Annotated in this window: 15 protein-coding genes and 1 pseudogene; 2 read left to right on the top strand and 14 right to left on the bottom strand. The window is 61.3% G+C overall.

Annotated elements, in window-relative coordinates; all coding sequences use genetic code 11:
- Positions 1–128: 128 nt before the first annotated feature.
- On the top strand, positions 129–2441 hold the full coding sequence (locus tag PP1Y_RS05175; RefSeq protein ID WP_041558410.1) for a TonB-dependent receptor: 2313 nt from the start codon (positions 129–131) through the stop codon (positions 2439–2441).
- Between the two features lie 455 nt (positions 2442–2896).
- Here PP1Y_RS05175 and PP1Y_RS05170 read toward each other — a convergent pair whose 3' ends face one another.
- Genes PP1Y_RS05170 through PP1Y_RS05155 form a run of 4 tightly spaced genes read right to left on the bottom strand, consistent with a single transcriptional unit; the run spans position 2897 to position 7985 of the window.
- Positions 2897–3838 carry an aldo/keto reductase gene (locus PP1Y_RS05170; RefSeq protein ID WP_013837031.1) on the bottom strand — a complete coding sequence of 314 codons (942 nt, stop codon included), beginning with the start codon at positions 3836–3838 and terminating at the stop codon, positions 2897–2899.
- A gap of 27 nt (positions 3839–3865) precedes the next feature.
- Positions 3866–5278, bottom strand: coding sequence for an efflux transporter outer membrane subunit (locus tag PP1Y_RS05165; protein WP_013837030.1), 1413 nt, complete (start codon positions 5276–5278; stop codon positions 3866–3868).
- 29 nt (positions 5279–5307) lie between these two features.
- Positions 5308–6825 (bottom strand): DHA2 family efflux MFS transporter permease subunit, encoded by a 1518-nt coding sequence (locus PP1Y_RS05160; protein WP_013837029.1) that lies wholly within the window; start codon positions 6823–6825, stop codon positions 5308–5310.
- On the bottom strand, positions 6822–7985 hold the full coding sequence (locus PP1Y_RS05155; RefSeq protein ID WP_232512275.1) for an HlyD family secretion protein: 1164 nt from the start codon (positions 7983–7985) through the stop codon (positions 6822–6824). The genes PP1Y_RS05160 and PP1Y_RS05155 overlap by 4 nt, the downstream gene beginning before the upstream one ends.
- Before the next feature lie 83 nt (positions 7986–8068).
- Here PP1Y_RS05155 and PP1Y_RS05150 point away from each other — a divergent pair, with 83 nt between their 5' ends.
- Positions 8069–8689 (top strand): TetR/AcrR family transcriptional regulator, encoded by a 621-nt coding sequence (locus tag PP1Y_RS05150; protein ID WP_013837027.1) that lies wholly within the window; start codon positions 8069–8071, stop codon positions 8687–8689.
- Between the two features lie 30 nt (positions 8690–8719).
- Here PP1Y_RS05150 and PP1Y_RS05145 read toward each other — a convergent pair whose 3' ends face one another.
- From PP1Y_RS05145 to PP1Y_RS05100, 10 genes and pseudogenes are all read right to left on the bottom strand, one after another.
- On the bottom strand, positions 8720–9937 hold the full coding sequence (locus PP1Y_RS05145; RefSeq protein ID WP_013837026.1) for a YbfB/YjiJ family MFS transporter: 1218 nt from the start codon (positions 9935–9937) through the stop codon (positions 8720–8722).
- 4 nt (positions 9938–9941) lie between these two features.
- Positions 9942–10352, bottom strand: a complete 411-nt coding sequence (locus PP1Y_RS05140) for a VOC family protein (protein WP_013837025.1) — start codon at positions 10350–10352, stop codon at positions 9942–9944.
- A gap of 34 nt (positions 10353–10386) precedes the next feature.
- The gene (locus PP1Y_RS05135) at positions 10387–10812 is read right to left on the bottom strand and encodes a DUF3237 domain-containing protein (protein WP_232512374.1); all 426 of its coding nucleotides are present in this window, start codon (positions 10810–10812) and stop codon (positions 10387–10389) included.
- A 125-nt stretch (positions 10813–10937) separates the two neighbouring features.
- Entirely contained in the window at positions 10938–11174 is a 237-nt protein-coding gene (locus PP1Y_RS05130; protein WP_013837023.1) for a 4-oxalocrotonate tautomerase family protein, read from the bottom strand.
- 30 nt (positions 11175–11204) lie between these two features.
- Positions 11205–11915 (bottom strand): SDR family NAD(P)-dependent oxidoreductase, encoded by a 711-nt coding sequence (locus tag PP1Y_RS05125; protein WP_013837022.1) that lies wholly within the window; start codon positions 11913–11915, stop codon positions 11205–11207.
- Positions 11916–12002: 87 nt separating this feature from the next.
- On the bottom strand, positions 12003–12965 hold the full coding sequence (locus PP1Y_RS05120; RefSeq protein ID WP_013837021.1) for a LysR family transcriptional regulator: 963 nt from the start codon (positions 12963–12965) through the stop codon (positions 12003–12005).
- 285 nt (positions 12966–13250) lie between these two features.
- Positions 13251–13936: pseudogene (locus tag PP1Y_RS05115) on the bottom strand (IS630 family transposase); the annotation flags it as partial.
- A gap of 191 nt (positions 13937–14127) precedes the next feature.
- Positions 14128–14850 carry a FadR/GntR family transcriptional regulator gene (locus tag PP1Y_RS05110; protein ID WP_013837019.1) on the bottom strand — a complete coding sequence of 241 codons (723 nt, stop codon included), beginning with the start codon at positions 14848–14850 and terminating at the stop codon, positions 14128–14130.
- The gene (locus PP1Y_RS05105; RefSeq protein WP_148274844.1) at positions 14847–15629 is read right to left on the bottom strand and encodes an AraC family transcriptional regulator; all 783 of its coding nucleotides are present in this window, start codon (positions 15627–15629) and stop codon (positions 14847–14849) included. The genes PP1Y_RS05110 and PP1Y_RS05105 overlap by 4 nt, the downstream gene beginning before the upstream one ends.
- A 52-nt stretch (positions 15630–15681) precedes the next feature.
- Complete coding sequence (locus tag PP1Y_RS05100) at positions 15682–16971, bottom strand: MFS transporter (protein ID WP_013837017.1); 1290 nt, start codon at positions 16969–16971, stop codon at positions 15682–15684.
- Positions 16972–16973 lie beyond the last annotated feature (2 nt).

Here is a 16973-nt window from a genome sequence, read left to right as displayed (position 1 = left end):
ACCGCTTGACATACCGAGGACACGCTGGCAATGCAAGCATCAATGAAGGCCCGTTTCCGACAGGCTCCGCAAGGGAGCACGGAAGCGAATGAAAACCAAGTCGAGCCCGTATTGGGAGGGGAGTTACTATGAACGTTTCCAGGCACAAGTTCGCGTGGGCGCTGGCCGCTTCCACAAGCGCGATGGCGCTGCTTTCGCCCGCCCTCGCCTCTGCACAGGAAGTCGAGGAAATCATCGTCACGGCGCAGAAGGTGAAGGAGAACGCGCAGTCCGTTCCCATTGCCATTTCCGCGGTATCGGGCGACCGGCTCGAGCAGACCGGAGCCACCAGCCTTGAAAACATTACGCGAATCGTTCCCTCTGTCACTTTCCGCAAGGGGACGACCAGCGCCAACAGCGCGATCGTCATGCGCGGTGTCGGCACGATCACCTTCTCCATCGCCGCAGAACCGAGTGTCTCGACCGTTGTCGACGGCGTGGTCCTGAGCCGTTCGGGCCAGGCCTTCATGGACCTAGTCGATGCCGACCGCCTCGAAGTCCTTCGCGGCCCGCAAGGCACACTGTTCGGCAAGAATGCGTCGGCCGGCCTTGTCAACATCGTCTCCAAGGGCGGTACCGACACGCTCCAGGCCGAAGCCAAGGCCGAATGGTACGAAGGCGACGAATACCGCCTTCGCTCGTCCGTTTCCGGTCCGCTCGGCCAGGACTGGAGCGCACGCGTCACCGGATTCTACGGCACCTACGACGGCAACATCACCAATGTCTACGGCGGCAAGAATAAGAAGGTAAACGGGTACGAGCACTGGGGCGCTCGCGGCATCGTCGACTATTCCGGTTCGATTGCCCGCCTGCGCTTCATTGCCGACTACTTCCATGCCGACGATGACTGCTGCGCCGACGTAACCGGCGCCAGCCGCGGTCCGGTGCTCGACGCCGAACTGGGCCTGCCCGGCGGTGTCGCACTGGGCGAGGACCAGCGCTACGTAAACCACAATCTGGTAACCCGCACGCGTGACAAGCAGTACAGCTTCACCGCATCGGGTGACATCGATCTGTCCGATACGCATACGCTGAGCTTCGTGACCGGCTACCGCAACTGGTGGAACGAGGAGATCCGCGAGGGCGACTTCCTGCCCCGTGCCCTCGTCGGCACTGCCCAGCTTCACGACAATGGCGTGGTCAAGACCCAGCAGATGTCCTTCGAGGCGCGCATCGCTTCGGACCAGTCGCGCCCGTTCTACTACCAGGTCGGTGGTTTCCTCTGGCATTCAGACAACAAGCAGGATTTCACCCGCCGCGACATCACGTGCGCCAGTTCGACCTTGCCGGTCGATCCCATCACCGGCGGGCAGCCGTGCAACCTCGACGACACCGTCAATACCCTCTTCCCGACGGCAAGTTCAGCCAGCGACGTCAACTCGTCGAACTATGCCGTATTCGGGCAGGCAACCTATCGCCTGAGTGACATGTTCGCGATTACCGGCGGCCTGCGCTACACTTGGGACGAGCTCAGCTTCACCCATATTCGCGCACCCGGCGTGAACGCGACGACGGGCCTTCCGGCAACCGGACCCGGCGTCTCGGGCAACCCGGCAGGCGGCACGATTGCGAGCGGCGGTAACGGCACCAACGTCTCCAGCGGATCGAGCTCCAACAGCAACCTCTCCGGCAAGGCCGTCGTGCAGTTCACCCCGAGCCGCGACATCATGCTCTACGGCAGCTACACGCGCGGCTACAAGGGCCCGGCCTTCAACGTCTTCTTCAACCACACCGCACCGACCAATGCCGTGCCGATCGACGAAGAGACTTCCGATGCCTTCGAGGTCGGTCTCAAGTCGCAATTCCTGAACAACAAGGTCCAGCTCAACCTTGCCGGGTTCACCGTTCAGTACGACGGCTTCCAGGCCAACAACTTCGTGCTGCTGAACGGCGCTGTGGTCACCAACCTGACCAATGCCGGCACAGTCAAGAGCCAGGGCTTCGAGGCGGACTTCACGGCCGTTCCGGTCACCGGCCTGACGCTGCGCGCCAGTGCCGCCTATGCCGATGCCAAGGTCAAGCGCTTCAACCCGAACCCGCTGACCAATGCCCCCGACGCGCGCGATGGCACGCGGCTGCCGCTGGCGCCCAAGTTCACCTATACCCTGGGTGCGGATTACGAGCGTCCCGTCGGCAACATGGTCGTCTACTTCAATACCGACTATCGCCATGTCTCGAAGCAGTATTCGGACCTCGGCGAATCCGGACCAATCGACGCCTACGGTCAGTGGAATGCCTCGCTCGGCCTGTCCGATGCCGATGACAAGTACCGCCTGACGTTTTACCTCCGCAATATCACGGATGAAAGCTACGTCCTGCTGAACGTTTCCGATGGTCAGCGCCTGCAAATCCCGCGCGATGCTGACCGCTACTTCGGCGTCAGCCTGCGAGCGCGCATGTAACCCAACCTGCCGGTTCTCCCCCGGTGCCCCCTCGCGCAGCGGCGAGGGGGCATTTTTTTGCTGCAACCTTGACCGGTTCAATCTGCCCCGATCTACACCTGATCCGCAGAACTCAGCCTGTGCCCCCGTACTTGTCCATGCCCGTTCCCCTCTTCGTCGACCCGTCCCTTGAAGCCTATGCAGTGCTTGCGATCATCGGCTAACAGTGTCGGCACTCGCAGGTTCAAAGCCTGCACCCGACGCGGCCAAGCCGCAATCGAGGCCGCAGTCTGCGGCATCTATCGCACCGCTTCAGCTGCTTGCGGAACATTTTGCCTTCAGCGTATCGCGGGCAACGTCCCTTAACGCCGCAGCGGCATGTCCCCTTGCCCTTGCTGCCCTGATCGCAACCTCATTCACCACACTGCAAGTTCCTTTGCGAATAGTGCCCCGAGCGCGAACCGCGCCTGTCCGCATCAATCACGGCGAGGAATAAAACCCGGCACGCCGGTATTCACAACCGAATTGAACCTGATGTTTGTCGCAATGCTCCTTCGCATCTCCTGCATGGCGTCATCGGGGAGCGATGATAACTCGAAGTTCTCCCTGATGTGTTCGGGGTTGGTAGAGGTGGTGAGGAACGCAGTGCCGCGATGCACGGCCCAGGCAAGGGCCACCTGCGCCGATGTCTGCCCTGTGCGGTGCGCGATAGTCTTGATCACCAAATCGTCGGTCACGCGAGGTTCCATGGCATGCCCCAGCGGTGCGAACGCCAGCAAGACAATGCCATGACTTTGACAGAACTCGAGCAGTTCCCATTCCGGAAGGTAGGGATGCGCCTCCACCTGCACCACCGCAGGTTTGATCCGCGATGCCGCGTAGATTTCTTTCAGCGTCGCTAGGTCGACGTCTGACAACCCAATCGACAGGCATTTGCCGAGATCCACCAGACGCTCCATGGCCCGCCAGGTTTCGATTAGCGACACCTCGTGGTCGTACAGGGGTTGTCCCCGCTCGTCGGTCGGAAGCGGGTTGTCCCCGGGCGCGAAGGCGAACGGTGTATGGATCAGATAACAATCGACATGATTGAGTTGCAGCCGGTGAAGGCTCGCCTCCAGCGCCGGTTCAACACGCTCGGGGCGATGATTGGTATTCCAGAGCTTCGTGGTGACGAACAGATCCTCACGGCGCACCATGCTCGCGTCGAACGCTTCGCGAATGGCCTCACCGACAATGTCCTCGTTGCCATATCGCTCCGCGCAGTCGAAATGGCGGAACCCTACCTCCAGCGCGGTCTTGATGGCGTGTCTTGCCTTCACCGGATCCGGGATCAGGGTTCCGAAGCCGATGGCCGGCATCGAGCCGCTGCCATCGGCCAGCGGGATACCGGTTTGGCGAAAAGCATGATTGGCAAGCATGGTCTTACTCCTGAAATGGGGTCGATCTCATTGAGGATTTCTGGCCGCCACCTTTTGCGCGAAGGCTCCGTTGGCATTTCCGCCCAGCGCGACGAACAGTCGCACGGTATCGAGGTGGCGAGCCGTCATTGCCCGAATCTGTCCGAGTAGGGCACGCTGATAGGCACGCTGGGCATCGAGAACCTGCAATGAGCCGGTCGCTCCGGCCTTGTAGCCCGCCTGGCTGAGCCGCAGGCTCCCCTCAGCCGCGCTCAGAGCACGGTCCTGCGCGTCAGCCTCCTCGGCGTCGTGATGGATAGCTTGCAGCAAGTCAGCAACCTGTCCGAGCGATCTGACGATCGTCTGCCGGTACCGTGCGAGCGAGGCATCATAGGCATCGATCGATCCGCGACGATTCGCCTTGAGCGTGCCGCCATGGAAAAGCGGACCGGTAAGTCCGGCAACAAGGCTCCAAATCGTGCCGATGCCAGGTCCCGCGGTGCCAAGCGATCCTGATAGCTGAATATGCGGATAGAGATCGGCAGTGGCGATACCGATCTGGGCGCTGGCGGCATGAAGCCGGGCTTCCGCTTCGAGAATATCCGGTCGGTTTCGGGCGACTTCGGAAGGCAGGCTAACCGGCACGTCCATCGGCAGCGTGAAGTCGGCAAGATCGAATTCCGGCGGCGTCCAGTCGGCAGGGCCCTCTCCGGCCAGCACTGAAAGGGCATGGCGGGCAGTATCGCGCTGCTGCGCCAGCGGCGGCAGCAAGGTTTCATCTTGTGCCAACTGGGTTTTGGCTGCAGCAACATCGACACTCGATGCGCTGCCATACTGGCGGCCGGCACGAATGATCTCAAGGTTCTTCCGATCATTCGCCAGCAGGGTCTGAACCGCTGCGATCTGGGCTCGCGCAGATGCCAGCAACAGGGCCTGGCTCGCCACATCGCCAGTCAGCGTCAGATAGGCGGCGTCGTAGCGGTGCTTCTCCAGGTCAGCGAGCGCAACCTTCTTCTCTACGGACCGTTTTCCGCCTCCGAAGACATCGAGATCGAAGCTCACGGCTGGGCCGACGGAATAAAAGTTGGCGGCACGTCCCCCAGCGCCCTGACGGCCGCCCTCGGCGCCGAAATCCACCTGAGGCCGTAGCCCACCACGGGCCGCTGCGATCGCCTCATTTGCCTGGGCGATCGTCGCATCCGCCGCCGCAAGATCGAGATTTCCATCGATGGCCTTGCGCATCACGGCATCGAGTTTGGCCGAATGGAAGTTCGACCACCAGTCACCCTCGACCGCCCGGTCAAGGGTGATGCGCTGAGCATTGCCCTTTGTGAGTTGCTGCTCCGCCTGCCGATCATAATGCTGCGATGAGACGGATGCCGGCCGACTGAAATCAGGTCCGACCATGCAGCCCGACAGCATGAGGAGCGTTGTGGCAGCGGCGATTGCCGAGTGCGCCATTTTACCCCGAGGTAGGGGGATCGTGTATGTCATTTGCCTGCTCCGGAAAGAGTCGCGGCCGGGCTCGGCTTGCGCAGAAGCAAGGCGAGCGGGCTCACGATAAGCATGGCGATCATCAAAAGCTTGAACTGGCCGAACAGGGCGATCGCCGCCGCCTGACCGGTCATCATTTCATTAAGAACGCCAAGGCCAGCGCGGGAGAGGAAACCGGGAGCCTGGACGGAAACGGCGTGGCTCGTGACATGGCCGGCGAGCGCCAGGTGCATCGCCTGCGTGTTGTTGAAGAAATAGAGCTGAACGATCGCGACGCCAATTGTGCTTCCATAGAGCCGCGCCAAATTGAAAAGTGCCGTGCCCTCCGGGCGCAGTGCCGGGTCAAGCGTGCTGAATGCGGCCTTGGTCAGCGTGGGCATCAGCAGGCCAAGTCCGGCCCCCTGGAACATGCCCGCCGCGACCACCGGCCACCAGTCCATCAGCGGCGAATATCCGATCATCCGCCAATTGCCGTAAATGACGAGCGCGGCGCCGATGACCAGCAGCAGCCGGTTGTCGATCCGCCTGGGCATCAGCCAGGCGAGAGCCAAGCCCCCCAGAAGCGCCAGACTGCGCGGGATCGTCATGTAACCGGTCGTGTCCGCCGGATACCCCAGCAGTTCCTCCAGCATGGGCGAGGTCAAGGCTACCGTCGGCAGCAGAACGAAGCCGAAAGCGAAGAACATGATCGTGGACAGGACGAAGTTGCGGTCCCTGAACAGCGCCTTGTCGAGAAAATGCGCGCGCGTGGTCAGGATGTGGACGGCGTAGAGACAGAAGCCGAGCGCGGCCACGATCGCTTCAAGTCGGATTTCGTTCGCGGCGAACCAGTCCAGGCGCTCTCCTCTATCGAGGACCATCTGCAGTCCGACCATGCCCAACGACAGGGTTGCGAGACCGAAGAAGTCGAACGGCGCATTCTTTTCCGCCTTCATCTCACCGAGCGAAAGGCCCATGGCGAGGAAGACCAGGCCGCTCGCGACAAGGCAGGCGTAGAAGATTGACTGCCAGCCATAATATTCGCTGAGCCAGCCGCCAATGGCCGGACCGCTCAGGATGCCCAGCAGCACCGCGAACGTAGATGCCTTAGCGATATGGTTATGCCTGTGCGGCGGAAGGTCGTTGAGGAGAATGGCCAAGGACAGCGGCGCAAGCGCACCACTCGCCGCGCCCTGGACGATCCGCGCGCCAAGGAATTGCATCAACGTCGTTGCCTGCGCGGCAAGCAGCAGACCCACTGCGAATATCGCCAGCGATGTCTGGAAGACGGTCTTCCGACCAAATCTGCCCGCCAGCCAGCGGGCCATCGGGAAGACCACCGCGCTCGCGGCGATGTAGGAGGTGAAGATCCATCCGATCTCATCGTCCTGCATCGAGAAGGCGCCGCCGATATGGAACACCGCCGCGTTGGGGATCGAAATCGTGACCGCCTGCAGATAGGTCGCAAACAGCGCCGCAACTGCGACGGTCCGCTGGCCTTCTGCCGTGGGACTGGGGGCGGGCGCGGCGTTCACCGCTCTGCTCCATCCGCCGATGCGACGTGCCGCAGGTTATCGCGAGTGTCGATCCGCGCGGTGACGCTAATGCCTGCGTAGAGTGGCCGCTTGGCATCGGGGGCGTCGAATTCCAGCCGGACGGGCAGGCGCTGGACGACCTTGACCCAGTTGCCGGTCGCATTCTCGGGCGGAAGCAGTGCAAATTGCGAGCCCGTGCCGGGGCTCATGCTCGTGACATGTGCCTTGAAGGGATGGCCCGGATAGGCATCGACCTCGATCGTTGCAGGCTGACCGGGCCGCATGTTGGTGAGGTCAGTCTCGCGGAAGTTCGCTTCGACCCAGATATGGTGGGCCGACATCATCGCAAACGTCGGCGCCCCGGCATTGACGAAGTCGCCCAGTTGCAGGTCATCGACCTTGGTGACGATCCCGTCTTCCGGAGCATAGATCCTGGTATAGGAGAGGTTAAGCCTGGCCCTGTCGAGTTCAGCTTTGGCCTCACGAACCGTCGGATGCTCGCTGGGCGTAATGCCCGGATTCCCGTTCAGCGCGGCGACAGTACTGGAAACCTGCTGCTGCGCTGCGACGATGTGCTGGTGGGCAACTTTAAAGTCCTTTTCGGCACGTTCGAAGTCCTCGCGCGAGGTGAAGTCCGACGCCAGCAGGTTCTTTCGGCGGTCAAATTCCTGCGCGTCGAATGCCGCCGCGTCCTTTGCTGACTGGAGCTCCGCCAGTTGCTGGCGGTAGTTGGCCTTGAGGCCCCTGACTTCGAGCATCGCGCTGGCAAGGCGCGCCTCGGCCTGCGCCACTGCGACCTGGTAAGGTTCGGGGTCTATCCGGAACAGCAACTGGCCCTTGCGGACGAGCTGATTGTCCCTGACCGCAATATCCACGACCTGCCCGGAAACGCGCGCATTGATAGAACCCTTGGTCGCGCGGACATAGGCGTCATCCGTCGAGACATACGGCTTCTCGGCCAGATAAGCGGTGCCACATGCCAAAGCGATCAGCACGGGAACGGCGACGAGCAAAGGCCGGCGAAAGCGATGGAGCGGGCTCACACCGGCCGGAGTCTTCGCCGGTTTGGCACCTTCCTCCTGGAGATGGTGCGCCAATTGGCTTTGCGAAATCGGGGCATTGTCGGCCGCCGGGCGGCTGTCTGCCATTTCGAGTTGCATAGGTCGTTCCCATCGGGCTTGAATTTTGTACTATGTCGCATAAATATGATGCGCGAGACCCAACGTCAAGGATTTTATGCGATATGGTACAAAAAGCGGAATCCCAGCAAACGAAGCGCAGGGGACGGCCCCGCGCCTATGATCCGGTCGAGGCCTTGCGACAGGCCAGGGACGTCTTCTGGCGGCACGGATATTCAGGCACGTCGCTGGATGAAATTTCCGCCGCGACCGGGATGAACCGCCCCAGCCTGAGTGCGGCGTTCGGAGACAAACACGCCCTCTATCTCGCGGCGCTTCAGGGCTATTGGGAATACAAGTCCGCCCTCATGCGAGAGGCGCTTCAAGGCAGAACCTTGAAGGAGGCACTGCTGCGTGCCTATGACGCTTCGCTTTCGCTGTATTTTACCAGTGAGAATGACGCGCGCGGGTGTTTCGTCGTCGGGACCGCGATTACCGAGGCCGTCGACGATTCCGAAATTCGGGAGACGATCAGCGCGGGAACCGCCATGCTCGATGCCGCATTCAAGTCGCGCTTAGAGTTGGCGCGCGAGGCCGGTGAGCTTTCGCAGGATGCCGATGTCGCAACCCTCGCGAAGCTGGCCACCGCGACCTTGCACACGCTTGCCATCCGCGCGCGCGCCGGTGTGACTTGCGATGAGCTGAGACAACTTGCGCGCGACACGGTGAAAGTGATCTGCGGATAAAGGACGCGTGGCCGGAACGATCGGGAGTCTTCAGGAGGGCATCTTCTGTGTATCAGCGAGCGAGCGCTTCGACATGTTCGTCAGGAACGCCGTCCACATAGCGGCCGACCCGATAGCAAAGATCAGCCGATAGTCGCCGCCCGACCAATCGAGCAGGAACGAAAACAGATAGGCGCCTGCAGCCTGCAAGAGTGCGAAGGAGGTTGTCGCGCTTCGCCATGCCGCCGTCTGTGCCTCGGGATAGTGGCGCAGTATCTCGCGCGTGCGGCCCAGCACCACCGGAACGATGCCGATCGTGCAGGCTCCCGTCACGAAGCTGGAGATCGCCAGGGCAACCGATGCGGACAGGAACGCGGGCAGCCCGATCGCGACCGCTTCGATCACCAGCATGGATAACAGCGTGCTGCGATAGCCGTTCCTGTCCGCCGTCCGGCCCGCGATCAGAGGACCGGCGAGACTGCCGAGGCCGAATATTACCCAAAAGTGCGTGCCGCTCTCCAGCCCGCGCCCGAGCCCGCGCGAGACGTAATCGACCAGGAACAGCATGTGCGGGACCAGCGCGAAGGCGTTAAGGCCGTAGGCCAGGTAGAGCAGGCGTAATTGCCGCACGGGAAGCGGTTGAGGCGTGATCGCGGCTGAAGCCGGCACCTTGCCTGAGGGCTCGACCCAGCCGTTCCAGCCCGCGACAGTCAGCAAGGCCGAGATTATCGCCAGCCCCAACCACGTCGGCGTCAGTCCTAATCGTAGCAGACAGGGAACGACGGTGCCCGAAAGCACGATCCCGAGGCTGACGCCCAGAAATATGGCGCCGCTGACGATGCCGTGCCGATGCGGCGGAGTGTGAGGCAGGATCGCGGGTGCCGCCAGGACCATCGTGATCCCGCCGCCAATCCCGGAAAGCAGGCGCCAGCCCAGGAACCAGAAAAACCCGGCCGGCCATGCGCAGGCCAGAAATGACAGGGTGGCGGCCACCATGGCGCCGCGCAGCAGCCGAGGCGCACCAACATGGCGCATGGCCAGCGCGCCGCCGACTACGCCAATCAGGTATCCCGCAAGATTGGCGGCACCGAGATAACTGGCCTGACCGGCATTGAACCAGCCGCCGGATATGAGTGCTGGCAGCATCGGCGTATAGGCAAAGCGCGCCAGACCGATACCGATGAGGCTTGCGCTAAGCCCCGGAAGCAGCAGCCGCCATATGGCGGGGGAGGCCTTGGCAGCACCAGGGGGAGCTGCCTCGAAGCTCACCGGCTTACGTGTTGAGGGTTGCGAATTCGACACGAATGCCTCCCGGCATGGAGCAGATGAAATGAAGAGTGGAAGCCCCCGGACGGTTGGGTTCCGGCGCGAATTCTATTTCGACGCCGGGATACTGAGACACACGATCGAAAACTGTCATCAACGCCGCTTCATCTGTGACCGCCAACGCCAGATGGTGAAGACCCACATTCGTGCGCCGGTCAAAGGCGACGGCACTTGCCGGATTGGCGATGCGCCAAAGGGTAAGCAAGATCGCACCATCCGATACGAAGGCGGCAGGATAATCGGGGCGCCTACCGACGACGCTCCAGCCAAGACCTTCCACGAAGAAGCGCTCGGCCTCGTCCAGGTCCGGCACAGCAAGGCCCAGGTGATGGATGCCGCAGGTTAATGAACTCGTCATGGCTGTTCTACTCTTTGGCTGGGACGAAGCGGTCTCAAAGAATCTCATGGATCTGATAGACTGGCCCTTCCGGCCGGCGGTCGCCGGTACCGACGGCCAGCACACCGTTCAGCCAGGTGTAGGGCCGGCTTTCCGTGGTGAAGCTTGGTGCGATGCGCAGATAGTACATTGCCGGATCGACCTTCTCGCCCCGGGCAAGGGCCGCCATCACGTCGGCAGGACCGTGGCGCTTGCCGGTAAAGGCCATCGCGATCAGCGCGCCGTCATCTGTCTGGATCACGAAACGCGCGTCAAGCAACGTTACCCCATCGCCGCGTGCTGTCAGCCAGTCGATACCGCCGGACAAGATGATTCCACTCAGGCGGTCCCCGGTAAATGAACCACCAGAAATATTGGCAACACGCAGCCCCGCACCACCGGGACCGCCCGGCTCGTGCATGTTCTCGACCGCGACCGTCATGGTGAACAAAGGACGAGTCAGGAGAGAGGGAAATTGGCATTGAGACATGTGACATCCCTTCATTTCGAAAGGAGACCGGGCGACGGCCATAAGCCCTTGCCGCCCGGCAAAGCTCCTACATTCGATCAGCCGGACTTTTCCGCGAGCACCTTGCGGTAGTCGGCGACGGGCATGCCGCCCCAGCCCCAATTTTCCAATTCGACTTCCTGGAACACGACCCAGGTCCATTCCGGCGGCTTTCCCAGCACATCGAACAGCACCTGGCTCATGCCCCGATAGATCGCGGCCTTCTGCTCAGCCGTGACGTGATCGGCGCCGGGCTCGGTACCTTCGCGGGTAACCTGCACAGTAACCATCGGCATGATGACGTAACTCCTTCGCTACAGCGATTGTCAGTGCCCGGCCTGCTGGCCGCCATCGACATGGATCGTCTCGCCGGTCACGAAACCTGCACCTTCAAGGTATAGGATGGCGCCCACGATGTCGCAGATTTCGCCCATCCGGCCGACCGGATGCAGCGCGGCGAGAAAGTCATGCGTTTCGGGTGCGTGCATCGGCGTCTTGATTACCCCGGGCGCCACCGCATTTACCCGGATGCCGCGTGCCGCGTATTCGATCGCCAGGCTGCGCGTGGCAGCGGCAATCCCGCCTTTTGAAAGCGATGCAAGGACCGAAGGCACCTGACTCAGCGGATGCTGCACCAGCGCGGTAGTGATGCTGACGATATGGCCGCTGCCCTGCTGTTCCATCGCCTCGACTGCAGCCTGCGTGATGAAGAAGAAGCCGTTGACATTGGTCGAAATGACCTGGGCATATTGCTCGGCGGTGTATTTCGTGAACGGGCTGGCAACGAAGATGCCGGCGTTGTTTACCAAAGTGTCCACACGCCCAAAGTGTTCCATTGCTTTAGCAATGACTTGCGGACCGGTGCCGGGATCCCCGATATCGCCGGCAATGGTGAGCACGTCAGGGTCGGCAGATGGCTTAATTGAACGCGACGTAGCGACAACGCGATAATTTCGGTCGAGATAGGACTTCACGAGGGCATTACCGATGCCCTGCGATGCGCCGGTAATGACGGCGACTTTCTTTGCGTTACTCATGGCAAACCTCGATGAATGAAGTTGAACTCCCGGCTCATGGCCAGTGATCAGTCATCTAGGCTTGTTCGGAAATCGAGCGAATAGCCGCTAACTGGAAGACACTCTTCCGATTCCCGGTTGAATGTTCCCATTTCCGCAGGCGACTGCCAACCGCGCGTAGTGCGCTTTCAAGCGCGGGACTGCGAAATCGACGAAGGCGCGCACCTTTGGCACCTGTAGGCGGCCATGCGGCGCTACGAGGTGCACCGGAATAGCCTCCGGCTCATCATTGGTGAGCAGCAACTGCAATGAGCCATCATGTAACTGAGGCACAATGTGGTAGGAGAACATCCGTGTCACGCCGTGACCGCCAACGGCGCTGTCAACTGCGGCACGAATCGTATTGACCGTCAATCGCGGGGTAAAATGCACCGTGCGGTTTGCGACCTGTCCTACGAGTGGAGGAAAAGTCCAGCTGTCGATGCCGAAATGGGTCATCGCCACGATCTGATGCTGCGAAAGGTCCGCCGGTTCGCGAATAAAAGGGTTCGCATCGAGATAGCGGGGAGCGGCAGCCACGACCTTTCGCACTTCGCCAACCCGAATGGCGATGAGAGTTGAATCGGGCAGATGCGCGATGCGCAGCGCAAGATCGATGCCCTCGTCAATCAGGTTGACCGGCCGATCGAGGAGGTGGAGCCGCACGCTGACAGTGGGGAATTCATCCATGAAGGCGTCGATGATCGGTCTGAGAACACCCTCGCCGGACGTCACCGATGCTGTGATCGTGAGTACTCCGCGCGGCGCGGCACGGTCGCCTGCGGCGAGGATGTCGGCTTCCTCCAGGTCCGTCAGCACGCGCCGGCAGGCGACGGCATAGCGCTCGCCCGCTTCGCTCAGCTTGAGCGATCGTGTGGTGCGGTGAAGCAACTCGACGCCGACATGGTTTTCCAGGAACACGATCGCCCGGCTGACTGCAGCGGGCGATTTGCCCAGCTTGCGCCCCGCACCAGCGAGACTACCCTCGTCGAGCGCCGCCACGAAGACCTTCATCGCATCAATGCGATCCATAAGTTCACCCGATTAGGGACAGGTAGATCGACTACTAGGTGACCCGCCGCATTGTTGCAACTTCACTGTCGTTAAGGCAATCGGTGCCATTTTCTTATAATTGGCGGAAGACTGTCTTTCCGTTCTCGACGCTTCGATACAATGCCCGACGGCATTCGCCGGAGGACTCAATCAACAATGGCCTGACCCGCCGCGTAGCCCATTGCTTCAACAGCGATCATACGCAGAACAGCTGCCTGCTTCTAATTCAAGCTAGTCATCTGAATCCGAAGTTCGGCTCATTGTTTATTGGCAGAACCGTTTGACGGAGGCGAGAATTTCGTCGTCGGACTTTACCCATTTGCAAGGCCTGGGATTTTCGTTGTAGGCAGCGATCAAAGCGGTGATGTCGCCCTCGAGTTGCGCGGTTGATCGGTGAACACCGCGCCGCAATTGCTTACGCGTCAATTCGGCGAACCAGCGCCTGGATCTGAAACTTTTCATCCACGCACGGCACGATCGCCCGGTTCGGCGGCGACAGGTAAAGGCCAACTATGTCCTGCACCTTGTCTACGAACAGTGGATCGGTAGATAGCTTGAATGTTTCAGACCGATGGGGCCGCAGGCCAAACGCCCCCAGATCCGGCGAACTGTGGTGTGCGACAGCCCAGACTCGGCTGCCATCGAGCGGATCGACCAATGCGTGGCGTCCTTCGGCGTGGTGTTCAGTGTGCACTCAATCAGCCGAGCTACCTGCGCATCCGATGCTGTGCGGAGTCTCCCCGCACGATATTCGTCGGTTAGCCCTTCAATGCCATCAGCCGCGAACCGCCGTGCCATTTTCCTACCGTGTGTTCGTGGACACCAAGGCGTTCGGCTACATCCTTACTTTAAAGCCCTTGCGCACACAGCAGCGCCATTGTGCAGCGATCCGATAACGAACGGGGCGCCTTGTGGCGGCGGACCTGAGCTTCGAGAAAGCTTCGCTCCTCGTCAGGTCGCCGAACTGCAAATCCGTGCCGCCATCCTCAACAGTTTCACCGCACTCAAAACGCCTGAAACTCACCGCGTTGCGTAACTATCGGCCGCTTAACGGCTGAACGGCTGACCGACGGGCGATTTGTGCAACAAAGCCGCCGCACGCTTCGCAATGGCAATTTGATTTTCAGTGACGACGAAACGATCAACCGTACTTGCCGCTGGTTTCGCGCATCATGTCACCGATGCTCGTATCGAAATGAAGGTCCATAGCAGAGATTGCGCGAGCGCGGTCTCTGCCTGCGACGGCTTGGGCAATCTCCTGATGGATCCGCAGCATATTACCTCGCTGCTGTTCGGTCTGCCGGGTTTTCCATGCTCGCGGGACGGCTTCGTCCATGAGCGAGCCAAATGAGCGCACGATCTGGTAGTAGAGCGGATTGCCACATGACCGCGCTATGGCCTGGTGAAAGGCGACATCAGCCGCTGTCAGTGCACTGGGATCGGCTTGCGAGTGCGCCATCGCTTCAGCGGCGGCGATAATTCCTGCTGCATCGGCGTCACTGCGGTTCAATACAGCCAACTCGACCGTCCGCAGTTCAAGTACCCGCCGCACATCCCAGACGTCGGAAACAGTGATCTGGGCGGTAGCGACGCCGTGGTCGATTGACCACGCCATAACCGATCCATCGATTGCCGCAACGCGTGCGCGGCGCCCATTGGCAACGTCTATTTGTCGGAGAGCGGCAAGTGCGCCGAAGGCCTCGCGCATCACCGCACGGCTGACCCCGAAATCGGCGGCAAACTTCCCCTCACCGGGCAAGACCTCTCCAACTTTCAGGTTGTTAGTGCGAATGTAGTCGCGGATGCGGTCAATGGCCTGATCGACAAGCGAACCACGTTGCAATGCGGAACCATTTTCACTCATGCGGCGATCTTGCCCTGACGTATCTGACTAGGGGCCGAACCGAAGCGACGTGAGAAGGCCCGTGCGAAGCTGGCGTTGTTAAGATAGCCACAGCGATAGGCGATTTCCGAAACCGCCAGATCGGTAGCCAGCAGAAGCCGCCGTGCTCCTGTCAAGCGGTTCTCGGCAAGCCGGTCGGCCACTGAGCAATCGTAAAGTGCGCGAAATCCGCGTGTGAGCTTGTCCCGGTTCAGGCAGCAGGCGCGGGCAATGCCCTCCAGTGTCAGCTTTTCCTGCCAGCGCTCGTCAACCATCCGGCGTGCCGCAACAATGCGTGCGGTCTCCAATTCGCTCAGTGCGCTGTTGGCCTGAGCCGGAATGAGTTGCCCCTCCTCGCTTGCCGCGAATATCCGGCAGAGCAGCTCTATGCTGCGGGCAAGCTGCAAGGTCGGACGCGCGCTGGGCGATGCTTCGCACTCAACGATGGCAAGGCCGATCATGCGCAAGTCGCTGGGAACGTGCCATGTCGTCGCCCGGTCCGGCAGATGGCCGAAGATCCGCTGACAGGCAACGCGTTGGACCACCAGCACGAGTTCAGCCTGAGCCAGTTCCCCTCGCCCCCTGCCCTCGGCACAAAAGCGCAGCAGGGGCAATTTCTCGCTCTGAAGGCCCTCGAAGGCAAAGATCACGCTCTTTTCAGGCCATATACCGCCGGGTACCGCCCCCGGTCCGACGAACGACAGCATTTCCGCTGAGACTTCGATGCGTTGCTTTTGCGGGCGAATCGATTGTGTGGCCATCAGGTGCCCTCCCGAGTGCCAAATTGCACCTATCTGATAGGTTTGACAAGAGCTATCTTACAGGTCCCGGCGCGGCCCGCATCGCCAGCAGAAAGCCAAGGGCGCCAAAGGTGCTGACCATCAAGCCTACCGCTGCGAGCGCACTTGCCAGGTATGCCTCTCCGCCCAACCATGCGCTCAGGCCTGTCACCATGACCGGACCGGCGCCGAAGGCGATGAGTCCCCCGAACGCGAGAAACGAGCCGACGCACAGGCCGCGCAAATCGTTGGGCAAGAGCACCGCCATCGCAGTCGCCGTAATCAGGCCGGTCACGGTGCCGCCTAGCAGCAGGACAAATAACGCCACGCCGAAAGCCGTCGCCCCCGGTGCCACCGGGAACAGAGCAGCGGGCAGGGACAATGCGGAAGCAAGGACTGCACCCAGCAGGATTCCGCCACGGCGGTTGCTGCGATGTCCGAAATCGGCCGCAAACCCACCCACCGATGCGCCCAGCAGGCCCGACGCGAATATCACTGCCCCCATCCATCCCGCGAAATCCTGCGGGGAAAGGCCGTAATTGCGCGAGAGTACCGGGGCAGCCCAGATCATCGCTGCCGCGTCTGCCATCAGCACCCCGACCTGGCCCATGAAAAGCGGAATCAGAAAACGGCGATAACTCCAGAATTCGCGCGCAACTTCCTTTAGCGGCGCTCGGGAAGCAAATCCGATTTCCAACCGCACAGGCTCGCGCAGAAGGAATACGCCGCCGCTCATGACAAGGCAGCCGATGCCGAGGACGAAATGCACCATGCGCCACGCCGGCATGACCCAGTACCCATGCGCTGTCTCCAAGAAGCCCAGCAGCATGCCACCGAGCGCGAAGGCGAGCGCGGCTCCTGCGTACTTCCCTATCGTCAGCAGTAGCAGCGCACGTCCGCGAGCATCGGGCAGGCACTTGTCTGCGGCGATGGAGATGGCAATGGTAGTCGAAAGGTTCGCGCCAAGCCCCACAAGCAAGCGAGCAATGAACAGCATGGCAAATCCATTGGCGAAAGCAGTCAGGAACGTACCCAGTGTCCAGGACAGCGAAACAGCCAACAGCAACCGGACGCGGTGGCTGCGGTCGACGGCCAGGCCGACCGGAATCGATAGAAGGGCCAGCGGCAACGACATCGCCAGACCCTGCGAAAGGCCGAGTTGCGTATCTGTAAGTTGCAGTTCGGCCTTGGCCGATTCCTGGATTGCACTGAACACGCCAAGCGCGCAGTTGCCCGCGGCAAGGATCACCCCCAAGAGGACAAGGCCCGGAAGCGCGCGCCAGTAACTGGGCGGCTCCGGGGCTGAAGCGATCGATGCGTTCATGC

Origin of the sequence: Novosphingobium sp. PP1Y, from assembly GCF_000253255.1 — a bacterium.
GTDB lineage: Bacteria > Pseudomonadota > Alphaproteobacteria > Sphingomonadales > Sphingomonadaceae > Novosphingobium.
This window is presented reverse-complemented; position numbering and strand designations above follow the sequence as displayed.